The sequence below is a fragment of the Rhodococcus sp. 66b genome (assembly GCF_002076325.1).
GTDB lineage: Bacteria > Actinomycetota > Actinomycetes > Mycobacteriales > Mycobacteriaceae > Rhodococcus_F > Rhodococcus_F erythropolis.
Map to the genome: position 1 here is coordinate 301,103 of NZ_MUZB01000003.1, position 15,684 is coordinate 316,786.

The 15,684-nt window shown below is 63.8% G+C and carries 15 protein-coding genes; 7 read left to right on the plus strand and 8 right to left on the minus strand.

Translation table 11 applies throughout. The annotated features are described in order from the left end of the window. Positions 1 to 3 precede the first annotated feature (3 nt). Positions 4 to 1,362: a protein kinase domain-containing protein gene (locus tag B0E55_RS07110; protein WP_019746232.1), complete on the plus strand. Its 1,359-nt coding sequence runs from the start codon at positions 4 to 6 to the stop codon at positions 1,360 to 1,362. Continuing rightward, complete coding sequence (gene pknB, locus B0E55_RS07115) at positions 1,359 to 3,284, plus strand: Stk1 family PASTA domain-containing Ser/Thr kinase (RefSeq protein WP_019746231.1); 1,926 nt, start codon at positions 1,359 to 1,361, stop codon at positions 3,282 to 3,284. Before B0E55_RS07110 ends, pknB begins: the two co-directional genes overlap by 4 nt. 58 nt (positions 3,285 to 3,342) lie before the next feature. Here the strand turns inward: pknB and B0E55_RS07120 are convergent, their stop codons facing one another. Next, positions 3,343 to 4,008, minus strand: coding sequence for an aminodeoxychorismate/anthranilate synthase component II (locus B0E55_RS07120; RefSeq protein ID WP_080909368.1), 666 nt, complete (start codon positions 4,006 to 4,008; stop codon positions 3,343 to 3,345). 22 nt (positions 4,009 to 4,030) lie between these two features. Beyond that, a complete protein-coding gene (locus B0E55_RS07125) occupies positions 4,031 to 4,744 on the minus strand; it encodes a DUF881 domain-containing protein (RefSeq protein WP_020967993.1) in 714 nt (237 codons plus the stop codon). Positions 4,745 to 4,846: 102 nt separating this feature from the next. Between B0E55_RS07125 and crgA the strand changes: the two genes are divergently transcribed. Beyond that, positions 4,847 to 5,110 (plus strand): cell division protein CrgA, encoded by a 264-nt coding sequence (gene crgA, locus B0E55_RS07130; RefSeq protein WP_019746229.1) that lies wholly within the window; start codon positions 4,847 to 4,849, stop codon positions 5,108 to 5,110. Positions 5,111 to 5,217: 107 nt separating this feature from the next. Next, complete coding sequence (locus B0E55_RS07135; RefSeq protein WP_020905623.1) at positions 5,218 to 5,709, plus strand: PH domain-containing protein; 492 nt, start codon at positions 5,218 to 5,220, stop codon at positions 5,707 to 5,709. Positions 5,710 to 5,716: 7 nt separating this feature from the next. On the opposite strand, the gene B0E55_RS07140 is transcribed toward B0E55_RS07135, so the two are convergent. Together B0E55_RS07140 and B0E55_RS07145 are read right to left on the minus strand one after the other, a co-directional pair. After that, positions 5,717 to 6,565: a TauD/TfdA family dioxygenase gene (locus B0E55_RS07140; RefSeq protein WP_080909369.1), complete on the minus strand. Its 849-nt coding sequence runs from the start codon at positions 6,563 to 6,565 to the stop codon at positions 5,717 to 5,719. Between the two features lie 123 nt (positions 6,566 to 6,688). Next, positions 6,689 to 8,056 carry an FAD-binding oxidoreductase gene (locus B0E55_RS07145; protein WP_024487653.1) on the minus strand — a complete coding sequence of 456 codons (1,368 nt, stop codon included), beginning with the start codon at positions 8,054 to 8,056 and terminating at the stop codon, positions 6,689 to 6,691. Between the two features lie 126 nt (positions 8,057 to 8,182). Here B0E55_RS07145 and B0E55_RS07150 point away from each other — a divergent pair, with 126 nt between their 5' ends. Continuing rightward, entirely contained in the window at positions 8,183 to 10,048 is a 1,866-nt protein-coding gene (locus B0E55_RS07150) for a helix-turn-helix domain-containing protein (RefSeq protein WP_080909434.1), read from the plus strand. Here B0E55_RS07150 and B0E55_RS07155 read toward each other — a convergent pair. Further along, the gene (locus B0E55_RS07155) at positions 10,039 to 11,382 is read right to left on the minus strand and encodes an MFS transporter (RefSeq protein ID WP_080909370.1); all 1,344 of its coding nucleotides are present in this window, start codon (positions 11,380 to 11,382) and stop codon (positions 10,039 to 10,041) included. The two genes, B0E55_RS07150 and B0E55_RS07155, sit on opposite strands and share 10 nt — an antisense overlap. Positions 11,383 to 11,686: 304 nt before the next feature. Here B0E55_RS07155 and B0E55_RS07160 point away from each other — a divergent pair, with 304 nt between their 5' ends. Next, the gene (locus B0E55_RS07160; protein ID WP_080909371.1) at positions 11,687 to 12,214 is read left to right on the plus strand and encodes a lipoprotein LpqH; all 528 of its coding nucleotides are present in this window, start codon (positions 11,687 to 11,689) and stop codon (positions 12,212 to 12,214) included. A gap of 6 nt (positions 12,215 to 12,220) precedes the next feature. Here the strand turns inward: B0E55_RS07160 and B0E55_RS07165 are convergent, their stop codons facing one another. Together B0E55_RS07165 and B0E55_RS07175 are read right to left on the minus strand one after the other, a co-directional pair. Then, on the minus strand, positions 12,221 to 13,165 hold the full coding sequence (locus tag B0E55_RS07165) for a rhomboid family intramembrane serine protease (protein WP_042453365.1): 945 nt from the start codon (positions 13,163 to 13,165) through the stop codon (positions 12,221 to 12,223). A 17-nt stretch (positions 13,166 to 13,182) separates the two neighbouring features. Further along, a complete protein-coding gene (locus tag B0E55_RS07175) occupies positions 13,183 to 13,710 on the minus strand; it encodes a peptidylprolyl isomerase (protein WP_007729190.1) in 528 nt (175 codons plus the stop codon). Between the two features lie 90 nt (positions 13,711 to 13,800). On the opposite strand from B0E55_RS07175, the gene B0E55_RS07180 reads away from it, so the two are divergent. Further along, positions 13,801 to 14,253, plus strand: a complete 453-nt coding sequence (locus B0E55_RS07180; protein ID WP_019746221.1) for a hypothetical protein — start codon at positions 13,801 to 13,803, stop codon at positions 14,251 to 14,253. A gap of 57 nt (positions 14,254 to 14,310) precedes the next feature. Here B0E55_RS07180 and B0E55_RS07185 read toward each other — a convergent pair whose 3' ends face one another. Then, positions 14,311 to 15,588 carry a lipase family protein gene (locus tag B0E55_RS07185; protein ID WP_080909372.1) on the minus strand — a complete coding sequence of 426 codons (1,278 nt, stop codon included), beginning with the start codon at positions 15,586 to 15,588 and terminating at the stop codon, positions 14,311 to 14,313. Positions 15,589 to 15,684 lie beyond the last annotated feature (96 nt).

Below are 15,684 nucleotides of genomic sequence, written 5' to 3' on the forward strand. Positions count from 1 at the left end.
ACCGTGGCGTTGAACAACGGCGCTTTGATCGCCGATCGTTACCGATTGATCCGTCTCATCGCCACCGGTGGGATGGGTCAGGTGTGGGAAGCCACCGACTCCCGGCTCAACCGTCGCGTCGCCGTCAAGGTACTCAAGTCCGAGTTCTCTTCCGATCCGGAGTTCTTGGAGCGCTTCCGCTTCGAGGCCCGCACCACCGCGCAGCTCAACCATCCCGGTATCGCCGGAATCTACGACTACGGCGAGACCCGTGACAGCTCGGGCGATTCCACGGCGTACCTGGTGATGGAACTCGTCAACGGTGAGCCGCTCAACGCCGTCCTGGCACGCGTCGGCCGCCTGGCGGTTCCGCATGCCCTCGACATGCTCGAGCAGACCGGCCGCGCCCTGCAGGTCGCACACGACGCCGGTGTCGTGCACCGCGACGTGAAGCCGGGCAACATCCTCATCACGCCGACGGGCCAGGTGAAGATCACGGACTTCGGCATCGCCAAGGCCGTCGAGAACTCGCCCGTCACACGCACGGGAATGGTGATGGGCACCGCCCAGTACATCGCGCCCGAGCAGGCCCTCGGTCAGGACGCGACCGCGGCGAGTGACGTGTACTCGCTGGGAATCGTCGGATACGAAGCACTTTCGGGTCGACGCCCGTTCACCGGTGACGGCGCGCTCACCGTCGCGATGAAGCACGTGCAGGAAACCCCGGCGCCGATGCCGGCCGACCTACCGCCGAATATCCGCGAGCTCATCGACATCACGTTGACCAAGGATCCGGCCGGCCGCTACGCCAGTGGCGGCGAGTTCGCCGACGCCGTTGCAGCCGTTCGGGCAGGGAGGCGTCCACCGCCGCCCGGTCTGCTCGCCACCGGTGCCGCGAGCGCGTTGCCGGCTACGGGTGCCACGCAGGTCATGCCGCCGACGTACGCGGGCCCGGTGACGGGCGCAGCTGTCGCGGACGACGCGGCAGCCGGCGGAATGACCAGTGGGCAGAAGGCCGTCGCATGGGCCGGCGGCGGATTGATCTTGTTGGCGTTGATCATCGGCGGAGTCTGGATCGCAACCGACGGTCCGAGCGACCCGACGCCGCCCGTCGTCACGTCCACGACGTTGCCGACCACGACGACGACCAAGCCCACCACGACGACGACTCGGCCGACGACGACGACCACCGAGCCGACAACAACGACGACTCGGCCGACGACAACCACGACCGAGCCGACAACCACAACGACAACTCCGACCACGACAACAACAACTCCGACGACCACAACCACCACCACGACGACAACGACGACCACAACGACCACTGAGCCGTTGGCGGATCCCGGAGACGCTGAAGAACCGCTAGGACAAGACCAATGACGACACCCCGCAATCTCTCCTCCCGCTACGAGCTGGGTGAGATTCTCGGCTTCGGCGGAATGTCCGAGGTTCACCTGGCGCGCGACCTCCGACTCAGCCGCGACGTCGCGATCAAGGTGCTGCGTGCAGACCTCGCGCGCGATCCCACGTTCTACTTGCGGTTCCGTCGTGAGGCGCAGAACGCTGCCGCGCTGAACCATCCGGCGATCGTGGCCGTCTACGACACCGGTGAAGCCGAGACCGACGCCGGGCCGCTGCCGTACATCGTCATGGAGTACGTCGACGGCGACACGTTGCGTGACATCGTGCGCAGCACCGGGCCGATGACTCCGCGCAAGGCGATGGAAGTGATCGCGGACGTGTGCGCCGCTTTGGACTTCAGCCACCGCAACGGCATCGTGCACCGCGACGTCAAGCCCGCCAACATCATGATCAACCGTGCCGGCGCCGTGAAGGTGATGGACTTCGGTATCGCCCGTGCCATTTCCGACGCGTCGAGCCCGATGACGCAGACGGCCGCCGTGATCGGCACCGCTCAGTACCTCTCGCCGGAGCAGGCGCGAGGTGAGCAGGTGGACGCACGTTCGGACGTCTACTCACTCGGTTGTGTGCTGTTCGAGATTCTGACGGGCGAGCCGCCGTTCAAGGGTGATTCACCGGTCGCCGTGGCGTACCAGCATGTTCGTGAGGATCCGCAGACGCCGTCGGAGATCAATCCCGACATTCCGCGCGAGCTGGATTCGATCATTCTCAAGGCGATGAGCAAGAACCCGGCCAACCGCTACCAGAGCGCCGGCGACATGCGCAGCGACTTGGTACGCGTTCTGGGCGGTCAGCGTCCGAGTGCGCCGATGGTGATGAACGACGAGGACCGCACCACCATCCTCGGCGCCGTCGGCTCCGACACCGGGAACTACCGCACTGCTCCCGATCCGGTCGAGCCGGTTCCTGCGAGGACAACTCGCGCCGCCGAGCCGCCTGCCAAGAAGAAGGGCGGACGCTACGCCCTGATGGGCATCGCGGCGCTTCTGGTGATCGGTCTGGTGACGTTCTTCCTCATTCGGGTGAACTCGCCGAAGGTCGAGATGGTGACCGTTCCGGGTGACCTGACCAACCAGCCCGCCGACGTCGCCGAGGCGACGCTGACCAACGCCGGATTCCAGGTGGAGCGTCAGCAGAAGACGGACAAGGTGATCGCTGCCGGAAACGTCATCACGACGCGTCCGGTTGCCGGGGTGCGCATCGAGAAGGGCAGCACCGTCACCATCGACGTGTCCACCGGACCCGAGCAGGTCGCGATCCCACGCCTGACCGGCCTGAGCCAGGACGACGCCGAGAAGAAGCTCAACTCCGTTGGTCTCCGACTTGATCCGACCATCGGCAAGGCCGCGTCGACCATTGCCGAGGTCGACAAGATCGTCAATCAGGACCCGGCCGTCGGAGTGTCGGTTGTTCTCGATTCCGCAGTCTCGATCACTGTCGGCACCGGTCCGGAGCAGGTTCGTGTCCCGGATGTGACCGGTCAGCGTGAAGAGGTGGCGAGGCCCAACATCGAAGGTGCCGGGTTCGTCGTCCAGATCACGGAGATCGATTCGGGACTGCCGAAGGGACAGGTCGTTTCGACCGATCCGACCGGCGGCACGTCGGCCACCAAGGGTTCGACCGTGACGCTGCGGGTGTCCAACGGCAACCAGGTCGCGATGCCTGATCTCACCAACAAAACGGTGTCCGAGGCGTTGACCACGCTTCGCGCAGCCGGCTGGGCGGGAACTGCATCGCAGCTGGTGCAGAACCAGAGCACGACGCTCACCCCGGAAATGGTGGGCAAGATCGTCTCGCAGACGCAGCCTCCGGGCTCGGAGATCTCCAAGGACGCGGTCATCACCGTCAGCGTCGGAGCGCTCGGAATCCCCGGCCGCTAGCAAAGTGAAAAAGTGCCTCCCGGAGATTTCCGGGAGGCACTTTTTTTGTGGACAGGTGTCAGAGAATTGCGGGCAATGCGCCACCGAGCGCCGACGCGACCTCGGCCTCGAGGGCTGCGACGAGCCCTTCCGGGGGCGCCTCACCGCACACTGCGAGCCAGTTCGCGAGCATCCGGTGCCCACCCTGAGTGAGTACGGACTCCGGGTGGAACTGGACGCCGTGAATCGGCAGTTCGCGGTGACGCATCGCCATCACGACGCCGCTCTCGGTGCGTGCGGTCACCTCGAGTTCCTCGGGAATGGTGTCCTCGAGAACCGTCAGCGAGTGGTAGCGGGTAGCGGTGAACGGATCGGGCAGCCCGGCCAGGACGCCGACGTCCTTGTGGTGAACCAGACTCGTCTTGCCGTGAAGCAGTTCGGGCGCGCGGTCGACGGTTCCGCCGAAAGCCGCACCGATCGCCTGATGTCCGAGGCAGACGCCGAGCAGCGGGGTCTTGGTGTCGGCGCAGACCTTCACCAGATCCATCGTCGCTCCCGCGCGCTGCGGAGTTCCGGGGCCCGGACTCAGGAGAATGCCGTCGAACTGAGCTACTGCACCCTCGAGGTCTGCCGTCAGTTGTGGATCGTCGTTGCGCCAGACCACGGCTTCGGTTCCGAGCTGGCCGAGGTACTGCACCAGGTTGAACACAAAGCTGTCGTAGTTATCGACGACGAGAATCCTCATGAGAGCAGGGTAAACGCCCGTGCTATCCGCCGGTATAGGCGGGGACCGTGATCTGCGACGGCGTCGCCTGCGTGTACCCGAGGCCGAAGCGGGTCGCGTACTGCTTGTAGATCCGAATGCCCGGTTCGGCAGCGAGTGCCGCCTCGAGGCGCGCAACATCGCCGATCGCACTCATCACGTACGGCGGGCTGTATGTACGGCCGTGAAGAAGGAGGGTGTTTCCGATGCACCGCGGCGCCGACGTACTGATGATCCGTTGGTCCTGCATGCCCACCGCTTCGGCCCCGCCGGCCCACAGTGCGTTCAGCACGCTCTGGACGTCCTGCTGATGCACGACGAGGTCGTCCGGGGTGGCGTCGACCGGATACTTGCCGTCGGCGTTGCGCGGGGCGTCCGTCATGGTGACCACGACGCCGGGGCCGGTCATCTCCGTCAGTCCCGCGTCGGCGGAGATGTTCTTGATGTCACCGAGAGCGGCGGCCACGCCGGCGTCGGACCGAGCGGCGTCTTCCTGCAACGAATCGAGCTGAGCGGCAAGTTCGTCCCGGTCGGCCGAAACTTTTTCGGCATTGGCCTGGGCGCTGCGGACCAGATCCGAGAGCCTGGTGCTTTCGGTGACCTGAAGCTGATTTTCCTCGGCGGATCTCTGCGCCGTAGCGACCATCAGACCGGCTACCAGGCAGACGGCAAGAACACCGATGTGCCAGACGGTTCGTGAAGATTCACCCGAAGACACGTGGCTCCTCCCGGATTGTGCAGGTCGGCCGGTGACCAACTGGACACAGCTACGTTAGCGTGTAGGTAACACATGCAGGTCACACCGTAGAGCGAGGACGCCATGCCCAAGTCGAAGGTCCGTAAGAAGAACGACTACACAGTCAACCCAGCAAACCGCACTCCGGTGAAGGTGAAGATGGGTCCGTCGAGCACGTTGTACGTCTCCGTGATGCTCGGATTCATGCTTCTCGGCCTGGCGTGGCTGATTGTGTACTACTTGGCCGCGGATTCGATCACGTGGATGAACGACTTGGGAAACTATAACTTCCTCGTCGGCTTCGGTTTCATGGTTGTGGGCCTTGTGATGACCATGAGATGGCGCTGACCAGCGATTATCTAATTCGGCTCGGATCGTGACCGTCTCTCAATTACATGGGTGTCATTCATCCCCATTGTGGATAACTCCTGTGGACAACCTAGGAAGTTATCCACATGCTCGAGGATGAATTTCATCCACAGCCTCGTGACAACGCCACCGAGGTCGTCTCGTGGGCCACTCCGATGGGTGTTGTCTACGCGATGTTCGGCGGCGGAATTGCCCTCGCGATCGCCTCGATAATCGCGCCCACGGAGCCTGCCGGACGCTTCCTGCTCGCCCTCGCGGTGATCGGGCTGTTCGTGATGGGCGGCCTTGCCCTGCGTCAGCGCCCCCGCCTGGCGGTGATCGACAACGCGGGAACCAAGTCGATCGCGGTACAGCGACTGCGCGCCCGGCACACGTTCACCCGCGAACAGATCGACCGCGTGCGTCTCGTCCGCTACCCGCGTCTGGGTCGACGCGTCCCGATGCTCGAGATCGACATCGTCGACCGGCCCACCGACACGGAGAAGCTGTTGATCTTCGGACGCTGGGATCTCGGTACGACGCCGGAGGACGTCCTGGACGTGCTTACCGTCCACGGTTTGGTGCCGCCCGAGAAGTAAGCGCGGGTTACATGGCCAGTGCCGCGAGGTCCGGCTGCACGATGTCGAGAGCCTGCTGCGGCACCGCGACGGCGTCGCTCGACCATCCCCAGATCGAGTACAGCTCGCGGCCGGGGTCGGTGTACCCGTCGCGGCCGTGAAGCACCCGGTAGTTGTCGATGCAGATCATCTCGCCGGCTTCGGCACGGAACATCGGCCCGCTGTCGCGCACATAAATCACGGCCTCACTCCACTGCTTCACCAGCGGCCACTGCGCTTCTTCCGATTCACCGGCGATCGGCGCGAGGTACGGGTGGTACCGAACCTGGTTGCGTCCACTCGGCACCGTCCGGGCGATCGGCGCAAATGTGCTCTGCGGGAAGTTCGGTTCCGAATGGTCGATGTCTGTGCTCCAACAGAATTCGGCCAGCTCCGCTGTTGCGGGATCGAAGGCGAGCACTCGCGTCAGTTTGACCGCGTCGATGAGAAACGAGTCGCCGCCACTCGGGTACGCCGGGCGCTTGCACCACAGAAACAGGTAATCGGGAGCGTAATCGCCGAAAGCAAAACCATCGTTGTGGGCGGTCATCCGCTCGCCGGAGATACCGAACGAGCGCTTGCGCCCGCGTTCGTCCACCGGTTGGGTGTCGACGACAGCGGCTTCGGCATCCTGACTTTTGGCGCTCGCCTCGAACTGGCGGCCGACGCGAATGCACTTCTCACCGAGCAACTTCGACGCGAACGCAATGGCATCTTCCTCGGTGTGCAGCCCACCGAAGACCGCGGCGCCGTCCAGCGCGATTGCCGCCCGGACGGCCTCGACCGTGTCCACGCGCCGCGGAACAACACTTGCCAGCGTCAAATCGGAAGAGAACATTCATCACTCCATACGTCGAGTTCGCCAAACGGTTCAACTCGAGCGTAGGAACTCGTCATTTCGACGGCGTAACTCCGGAAACCGATTCGGTTACGGAGCCAGTCTTTCAGATCACCCGGCCTTTCAAATCACCTTGCCCGGGTTCATGATTCCGTGAGGGTCGAGTGCGCCCTTGATTGCATGATGCATCGCGACGACTGCCGGTGACAGTTCTTGCGCCAGGCCACCCATTTTCAGTAGGCCGACGCCGTGTTCACCGGTGACGGTTCCGCCCAACTCGAGGGCATTGTCGATGATCTCGGCAAAAGCCGCCTGAGCACGCCTCCGCGCCGCTTCGTCGTCGTGTGGCGTGATCAGCAGCGGATGCAGGTTGCCGTCACCCGCGTGCGCGATGTTCGCGATGTGCGTGTCGTGACGGGCCGAAATGGCCTCGATCCGTGCCAACATCTCCGGGACGGCTGCCTTGGGGACGCAGATGTCCTCGGTGAGCACCGGGCCGAGCCGCTCGAGGGCGGGGTATGCCAGACGCCGGGCGGAGAACAGGGCGTCGGCTTCCTCCTGGTCGGTGGATCTGGCGCTCCAGGTTGCCCCGGACCGGTTGAAACAGGCCAACATTCGCTCGGCTTCGGCGTCACCGATCTCACCCGGTGTGTCGATGCGGCCGAGCAGGACCACCTCGGCGTCGGCCGAGAGGCCCATGTTCTTCCAGGCGTCGACGGCAAGCAGACACTGTCGATCGATCAGCTCGAGGGCAGACGGCGTGAGCCCGTCTGCGGCGACGGCCTCGACGGCCTTGCCCGCAGCAACGATGGAGTCGAAGTATCCGACGATGGTGCGCTCGGGATCGCGCTGAGGACGTAGCTTGACGGTCACCTCGGTGATCACCCCGAGAGTGCCTTCGGAGCCGACCATGAGCGCGGAGAGATCAAACCCAGCCACTCCCTTGGCAGTTCGACGCCCGAGCCGAACCAGCTCACCGGTTCCGGTAACCACCTGCATGCCCAGCACGTAGTCCTTGGTGACGCCGTACTTGACGCAACACAGGCCCCCGGCATTGGTCGCGACGTTGCCGCCGATCGTCGACCAGGGTGCGCTCGCCGGATCGGGCGGATACCAGAGGCCGTGCTCGGCGCACGCGTCGCGGAGGTGATCGTTGACCACTCCGGGTTCGACCACGGCCAAACGCTCGAGGGTGTTGATCTCCTTGATGGCGTTCATCGCGTCGAAGGCGATCACGACGCCGCCGGCGACTGCGTTGGCTCCACCCGACAGACCGGTGCCTGCGCCGCGCGTGACGACGGGCGCACCGTGGGCGATGCACGCCTGCACAACTGTCTGTACCTGCTCGGCTGTGCGCGGACGGACCACCGCTACGGGCATCTCGTAGGGAGCCCACTCGGCGTCGTCGTGGATGTAGCTCGCCATGATGTCGGGGTCGGTGATCAGTCGATCCGCATCGATCTGCGAGCCGAGCGCCTCGAGGAGTGTCATGCCTCCACGATAGTGACGGCGGCTACACCACCCCATGTAGATTTACTCCGAGAAACCGGAAACCGTATGGACATTCTCTCCATACTCATCGTTGGCCTGACAAGTTGGCCTGACAAGGGAGTGCGGATGCACGAGAACTGGCTACAGCTTCTCCTGGCCGAGGCATCCACCGAGGAACTGATCGAACACCGCGATCAGTTGGCCGCCGGGTCAGCCCCCGAGGCCGCTGCCGAAATCGAGCGAGAAGCCCGATCCGCACTCCAACTGCGTAGTCTCCTGGCTCAGCGCCGACAACGTGCCACCGAGCTGGGCGCACTCAACGACATCGCGTCGCTGCTGACCACGATGCACGATCACCACGCCCTTCTGCAGGAGATCGTGGACCAGGCCAAACGGCTACTCGGCGTAGATCTTTCGTACCTCGCACTGATCCACGACGACATCCTGATCATCGAAGTCACCAGCGGGGCGTACACCTCGCAACTGCTCGGCCTCACGGTTCCGTTCCGAGAAGGCCTCATCGGTCGTGTGGTCGAGAATTCTTCTCCTGCTTGGTCTCCCGACTACCGCAACGATCCCTCGTTTGCACACATCGGGCCCGCCGACGACGCAGCGCGAGCCGAGAACATGCGCGGCCTGTTGGCCGTGCCGCTGACATTGAACGGCAAGATCCTGGGTGCCCTGTGCGCGTGCAAACGTCAAGAGCGCCGATTCGGCAACGAGGAAGTTGCGTTGCTGTCCGCTCTCGCAGCTCATGCCTCGGTGGCGATCGAGAATGCCCGCTCTCTCGAACGCTATCGCGCGACGGTTGCAGAAGTGAATGCAGCGAACACCGAACTTGCCGAGCGCACAGCACTTCTCGAACAGACCCTGACCTGGGACCGATCGCTCACACAAGTTGTCCTGCGCGGCGGCGGTGTTCGCGAACTCGTGGAAGAAACCTCCGCGTCGACGGGTTCACCGGTGTTTTTCGTGACCGGAACGTCGGAGATCCCACCGGGACTGCAACGGGTGAGCGAGAGCGTCAACCGGGTCTTCGACATCTTTGCCGCTGACCGACGCGAGCAGGAGGTGACGCTGATCGTCGGTGAGCAGTTCCTGTTCGCTACCGAAGTACGCAGTGCCGGTGACCAACTCGGAGTTCTGTTCCTGCTCTCGCGCCAGGAACCCACCGCCGCCATGAGATTGGCACTCGAAAGGTCAGCCCCGGCCATTGCGCTTGCGCTGGTGGGCGAACGGGCGGCCAGGGAAGCTACCCGTCGGGCACGCGATGCATTTCTGGTCGATCTGATCACCAGGCCAGCGCCGACGCCGGCCGAAGTCACCGGTCAGTTCCGCCTGGCCGGACTCAACCCCGACCGCTCGTACACCGTCGTGGTGGCCCGCCCGGCCGACGCCGTAGACCGTACGCGTCGCAGTATCGAGGAAATTGCATTCCCGTCAGGAACTGTTGTTGCCGAGCATGGTTCACGGGTCATCGCTTTGATTCCGGGAATGTCACCGGCAGAGGTTGCGGCGACGTGGGTGCAGCCGGCGGAGAACCCGACAGTGGGAATCGCCGATCCCGCGGTGGGAGCGGAAGCTCTGGCGCGAGCCTATGTCGAGGCACAGCACACCGTCGACGTCCTCGAGACTCTCGGTCGGGCCTCGCACGTGGAACCGGCAAGTTCACTCGGCATCTACCGAATTCTCCTCAGCCGCACCGGCCGCGAAGAACTCGAAGCGCTGACGCTGCGGTCCCTCGGTCCTCTCCTCGAGGAGGAGCAACGACGCGGCGTTCCACTTCTGGACACCCTCGCGTCGTACCTGTCGCACAATTGCAAACATTCTGCGACCGCCACCGCGCTCGCGATTCACGCCAACACTCTGTACCAACGCCTCGAATCGATCGACCGATTGATCGGTACGCAGTGGCGTCAGCCGGACCAGGCGCTCGATCTTGCGCTCCTGATCCGGCTTCGTGCCAGTGCGGGAAAACTAGGTCAGATCTGAGCGGTCTTGCTCGATCGCTTGGCCAGCGACACCACAAGAATTGCGGCACAGAGCATCACGGCGCCCACCACCCACAGGCCTGCCTTGGCATTTCCGGTCACATCGGTGAGCCAGCCGGTGATGTACGGAGCACCGAAGCCCGACGCGTTGCCGATCGAGTTGATCATGGCGATGCCCGCGGCCGCACTGGCACCCGTCAGGAACGTGGTGGGCAGGTACCAGAAGACGGGGAGCGCACAGAGCACGCCGACGGCGGTGAGCGAGACCGCAATCATGACGGTGAACGGTGAATCCAGGTACAGCGCAATCGGAATGGATACTGCACCCAGGAGCGTCGGGGCTGCAACGTGCCACATCCGTTCACCGGTCTTGTCGGAATGGCGGCTCCACAGCACCATCGCGACAGCGCCGATCGCGTAGGGGACGGCCACGATCAGGCCTGTCTCGACGAGCGAGAAATCGGTGTTGAACGTCTGCTTGAATCCCGCGACGATGCTGGGCAGGAAGAAGCTCAAAGCGTAAAGGCCGTAGGTGATTCCGAAGTAGACCAGACCGAAACCGATGACGCGGGGATCGCGCAGGGTCTTGCCGGCGGACTGGTGACCGGCGTCGCCGAGTTCTTTCTCCTCGTCGGCCATGGACTTCATCAGCCAGGTGCGCTCCTCGAGGGTCAACCACTTCGCGTCGGCGGGACGGTCGGTGAGGTAGAACCAGACGACAAACGCCAAGATCACGGCGGGCAGACCCTCGATCAGGTACATCACGCGCCATCCGGCCAACCCGAACAGGCCGTCGCCGTACTGGATGATGGCAGCCGAGAGCGGGGCACCGAGCGCCGACGAGAGCGGAAGTGTCAGCAGGAACAAGCCCATCAGGCGTACGCGGTACTTCTTCGGGAACCAGAAGGTCAGGTAGAGAAGAACTCCGGGGAAGAAGCCGGCCTCGGCGATTCCCAGCAGAATGCGCAGGAAATAGAGGCTGCCCACGTTGGGCACGAATGCCAGCGCAGCGGCGAGGATTCCCCAGGTGAGCATGATCCGCGCGATCCACAGCCGGGCGCCGAAGCGGTGCAGGGCCAGGTTGCTCGGCACCTCGAACAGCAGATAGCCGACAAAGAAGAGTCCGGAGGCGAGCCCGAACATTGTCTCCGTCATACCGAGGTCGGCGCTCATGGTGAGCTTCGCGAAGGCGATGTTCGTACGATCCAGATAGTTCACGAAATAGAGCAGGATCAGGAAGGGAATCAGCCGGCGCGCTACCTTCTTCACCACGCGAGATTCGATCTCGCTCGGCGCAACCCCACCGTCAGTGGTGGTGCTATCGGTGGAGGTCATGGCAGGGGTACTCCTCGGAAAAGGTCAGCGTTGCTATCTACGAAGTGACTCAAGCCACAGTAGAAGCACCACCGAGCCCAACCTATGTGGACAATCTCTACAGAAGCCGTCCCTGCATGTGCATTTACTCCCAACGATCCGGCGAATGACCCGCAGCAGCCTGACGAACGTCCCTGAACAGTCGAAGGCGACAAACCCGCCTGAGCTGGGGGTTTAGCGCTACGAGCACCGAGTCACTGGCTAGTGTTATCGGCGAAATAGCCAGAGCAAGTGCGGACGCACCGCGTGACATGAAGGACAGAACATGACGAAGATGGTTCGGACCACGATGACCCGCCGGTCCTCCACCGCAGTCGCTGCCACCATCGCGGCGGTCGCACTATTCGCCTCCGCCTGCGGCAGCGACTCCGACAAGACCGACTCCGACAAGAGCGCTGCCGGCGCCTCGTCCGCTACTTCCTCGGCCACCGTCGGCGGGAAGACGCTCGACGCCAAATTCGGAACGAAGTGCGCAAAGGACGGCGGCACGACAGTTATGACACTGCTCGACGCGGAAAATGCCACCTACGGCATGTTGACCGTCTCAGCCATCATCGATGAATCCGGCACGGTTCAGACTGCTGGAATCGCCGGAAGCGAGGGTGGATCGAACGGTCTGCCGTACACCGCCGGATTCGCGCCGGGTCTGCCTGGCGGATCTGCCAGTGCCAAGCAGGACGGCAATACCTTCGTGGTGACGGGCGAGGGAATCGGCGCCCGGGACAAGGGCAACCCGATGGAGACGTCGAGCTTCGAGATCACGTTCGCCTGCGAGTCCATCATCGGCGGCTGATTCTTGCTAACTGATTCCCAGCTGTTCGCGCAGTTGGACGACGCGGAGCACGATGACTCCGATTGTCACCACAGTGACGGCACCAAAAGCGATCCAGCCGATCCGCACTGCTTTCACGCGGTTCTCACCGGCGCCCAACCACTGTGGGGCGTACAGGAAGGCAGCGGCCGTTGCGGCACCTGCCACCAGACCTCCCGCGTGACCCCAGAACGAGATCCCGGGCAGCGAAATGCTGATGATCACATTGATCGCGATCACCGAGATGATCGGGACCGGGCTTCGACGCAAACGCAGTAGAAGGACGGCCTGTGCGCCCATGATGCCGAAGATTGCACCCGACGCTCCAGCGGTCCAGGACAGGGCCGTGAGCGAGGAGAACACCGGCTGGAACGCCATCACGGATGCAGATCCGCCGAGGAGCGAAACCAGGTAGATGCCGATGTACCGGGAGCGGCCCATCACGATTTCGGTGTCGCGCCCCAGGATGTAGAGGGCGTACATGTTGACCGCGAGGTGCAAGATGCCGAAGTGCAAGAACCCGGAGCCGATGAGCCGGAACCAGTCACCGCTGGCGACCAGACCCGGATTGAGTGCCCAGTTCGCGAAGATCGACGAGCCGACCTGATTGTTCATGATGCTTCGCGACTGCGCGAAGGTGGCGAGGAACGCCAGGACGTTGAGCCCCATCAAGGTGTACGTCACGACCGGGACCGCGCGGGTGGGGCTCACGGTGTTTCCGGCGACGCCCCGAACGGGGCGGACATCGCGTTGGCCGGCAGCTACACAGTCAACACATTGGTATCCCACCGCCGCCTCGCGGAGGCAGTCCGGGCACGCCGGACGTCCACAACGATTGCAGGAAAGTGCGGTGGGTCGATCTGGATGGCGGACGCACCGCGGTTGGGGCGGGATGCCCTCACTCGCACCGCCGCCCCAACCGGGGTTCGTCATCTGCTTGTTTTACCTGTTCAGGAGATGGTGATGCTGTTGATCACGACGGGCTCGACCGGACGATCGCCACGATCGACGGCGGTGGAGGAGATAGCGTCGACAACCTTCTTGGAATCGTCGTCGAGAACCTCACCGAAGATGGTGTGGCGACGGTTCAGGTGCGGCGTCGGGCCGGTGGTGATGAAGAACTGCGAGCCGTTGGTTCCCGGGCCTGCGTTGGCCATGGCCAGCAGGTAGGAGCGGTCGAACTGCAGTTCCGGGTGGAACTCGTCACCGAACTTGTAGCCCGGGCCGCCGGTGCCGGTTCCGGTGGGGTCGCCACCCTGGATCATGAAGCCGTCGATGACGCGGTGGAAGATGGCACCGTCGTAGAACGGGCCGGTCTTGGTGCCGGCGGCGTTTGCGGTGGTGTACTCCTTCGAGCCGTCGGCGAGGCCGACGAAGTTCTCGACGGTCTTCGGCGCATGGTTGCCGAACAGAGCGATCTTGATGTCGCCGCGGTTCGTGTGCAGCGTTGCGGTTGCGGTCTGATGAGTTGAAGTCACACCACCATCGTGCCATTGCCGGCGTTCTCGCGGATGTCGCCCCGCAAAACTCTCCCTGTCCCCGCCTCACTGTTATGGCACAGTGAAGTCATGACACGAGTGACCGAGTCCCTCAGCACGCAGTTGCCCGACACCTTCGATCACGCGCGCGCCCGCGTCGAGGACACCTTCGACGAGACTGCCGCCTACCTCGAAGAGACAGCGGCTCGTATCAAGGAGTCCGAGGCAGCCGACAACGCTCGCCGCATCGCCGCGGTGGTCGCGACGTCGGTCGCTCGCGGTGCCGGGCAGGTCGGGTTGTTCCTGGGTCGTCAGGGCAAGGTCCTCGCCAAGAAGGGCGTCGAGCGCGCAAAGGCTATCCCCACGAAGTCCGCGGAACGCACCGAGAAGCCTCGCGGCCGCAAGCGCGTCGCCGTGTTCGTCATCGCCGGTGTTGCGGTGATCGGTGGCGCGGTGTTCTTCAAGAGCCGCCGACGCGAGCATCCGCCGGTCGCTTCCGCACCCCCTCGGCTCGAAGAGAACTCGGCCGAGAAGACCGCTTAGTCGACACACGAAAAGCCCCGGAACAGATTGTGTTCCGGGGCTTTTCGATGTTCACGTTCAGCAGTTGGACGGTGCCGGGACGTTGTTGAAGCGATCGATCATGTACCCGACGGATTCGGGTGTACCCACCAGGTACGGCGTCGCATGATTGATTGCCATGCCCGGAATGATCGGGGGCAGTTCGTTGACGGAGAACTGCACCGTCGCACCCTTGCCGCACCAGTCTCGCGCCAGTTGCTGTCCCTGGCCGAACGGAACGATGTCATCGGAGCGGCCATGCTGAATGAGCACGGGCGACTCCGGCGTCAGCTTGCCGATCTTCTGCTCGTCGAGGATTGCCTGCGCCATGGGTAGACGCGCCAGAACTGCGGAGAGTGATTCACCGGAATTGGTGAAGCTCGACGACTGCTGGAAGCCGAACTGCAATCCACTTTCGGCGACGCACTGGTTCTTGGTGGCGGCCAACATCTGTCGGCCGCGATCGTTGATCTCGGCGTCGAGCAGCGGCTGAACCTCGGGGTACTGCGCAAGGATCCCGTTGAGCGCGTAGCCGATCACTCCGGTGAGGAACGTGCCGTCGACCTGCTGCAGCGTCGCCGCCAGATCGGCGGGCGGTGCACCTGCGTACGTTCCCTTGAGATCAATCTCGGGAGCATACGACGGCTTCAATTCCGTTGCGGCAGCGGCAGCTCCACCACCTTGCGAGTAACCCCACAGTCCGACGGGGCCGTCGGCGGGAATGCCCGTGTTCGGGAGCTGCTGAGCGGCACGCACCGAGTCCAGAACCGCGTGCGCTTCGGCTTCGCGGTTGACGTAGGTGTGATCGCCCGGAGTTCCGAGGCCCTCGTAATCGGTGACTACGACGGCGATGCCGTTGAGCAGCAGCGTGTTCACCCAGATGGACTCGTAGCCGACCATGACGTCCGTCGGGAACTGGTACTCGATACCGGTGTTGAACAGTTTGGACGGTGCGCATTGATCGCCCTGCCCATGCGTTCCTACCGCTGCGGCAACCAGTGGACGCGCCCCCTGCCCGGTCCACGGGTTCGACGGTTCGAGGTAGGTCCCCGTCACTGCAACGGGAGCACCCTTGGCGTCCTCGCTTCGGTACATGATCTTGGTGGCGGCTGCCGGCCACGCACCGTTCGATCCGGGCACGCTCAGCAGCAGTGGTGACGGCTCACTCTTGATGAGATCTCCGTTGGCACCTGCCGGAAGCTCCGACGGCGGCGTGTAGAAATCCGCCGGCTCCGCCATTGCGGCAGGGGCCGTCACAGCACCCATGACCAGTGCCGCGACGGAAACCCCGGCCGCCCACCATGCTCTGCTCTTCACGTTTCGATCTCCCCACGCTCGCTTGCGCTGTGGCTTGGCACACAGCGAACGCAGAGTAACACATACCTCACGTAACACTTTTTCGTGAGGTTTTCG

What these genes read in the sequence shown, in the direction of transcription:
- B0E55_RS07140 (WP_080909369.1), bottom strand. Translation starts at nt 6,565, where the DNA reads ATGTTCTCTTCCGATTTGACGCTGGCAAGTGTTGTTCCGCGGCGCGTG.
- B0E55_RS07135 (WP_020905623.1), top strand. Translation starts at nt 5,218, where the DNA reads ATGCTCGAGGATGAATTTCATCCACAGCCTCGTGACAACGCCACCGAG.
- pknB (WP_019746231.1), top strand. Translation starts at nt 1,359, where the DNA reads ATGACGACACCCCGCAATCTCTCCTCCCGCTACGAGCTGGGTGAGATT.
- B0E55_RS07160 (WP_080909371.1), top strand. Translation starts at nt 11,687, where the DNA reads ATGACGAAGATGGTTCGGACCACGATGACCCGCCGGTCCTCCACCGCA.
- B0E55_RS07180 (WP_019746221.1), top strand. Translation starts at nt 13,801, where the DNA reads ATGACACGAGTGACCGAGTCCCTCAGCACGCAGTTGCCCGACACCTTC.
- B0E55_RS07150 (WP_080909434.1), top strand. Translation starts at nt 8,183, where the DNA reads ATGCACGAGAACTGGCTACAGCTTCTCCTGGCCGAGGCATCCACCGAG.
- B0E55_RS07155 (WP_080909370.1), bottom strand. Translation starts at nt 11,382, where the DNA reads ATGACCTCCACCGATAGCACCACCACTGACGGTGGGGTTGCGCCGAGC.
- B0E55_RS07165 (WP_042453365.1), bottom strand. Translation starts at nt 13,165, where the DNA reads ATGACGAACCCCGGTTGGGGCGGCGGTGCGAGTGAGGGCATCCCGCCC.
- B0E55_RS07120 (WP_080909368.1), bottom strand. Translation starts at nt 4,008, where the DNA reads ATGAGGATTCTCGTCGTCGATAACTACGACAGCTTTGTGTTCAACCTG.
- crgA (WP_019746229.1), top strand. Translation starts at nt 4,847, where the DNA reads ATGCCCAAGTCGAAGGTCCGTAAGAAGAACGACTACACAGTCAACCCA.
- B0E55_RS07145 (WP_024487653.1), bottom strand. Translation starts at nt 8,056, where the DNA reads ATGACACTCCTCGAGGCGCTCGGCTCGCAGATCGATGCGGATCGACTG.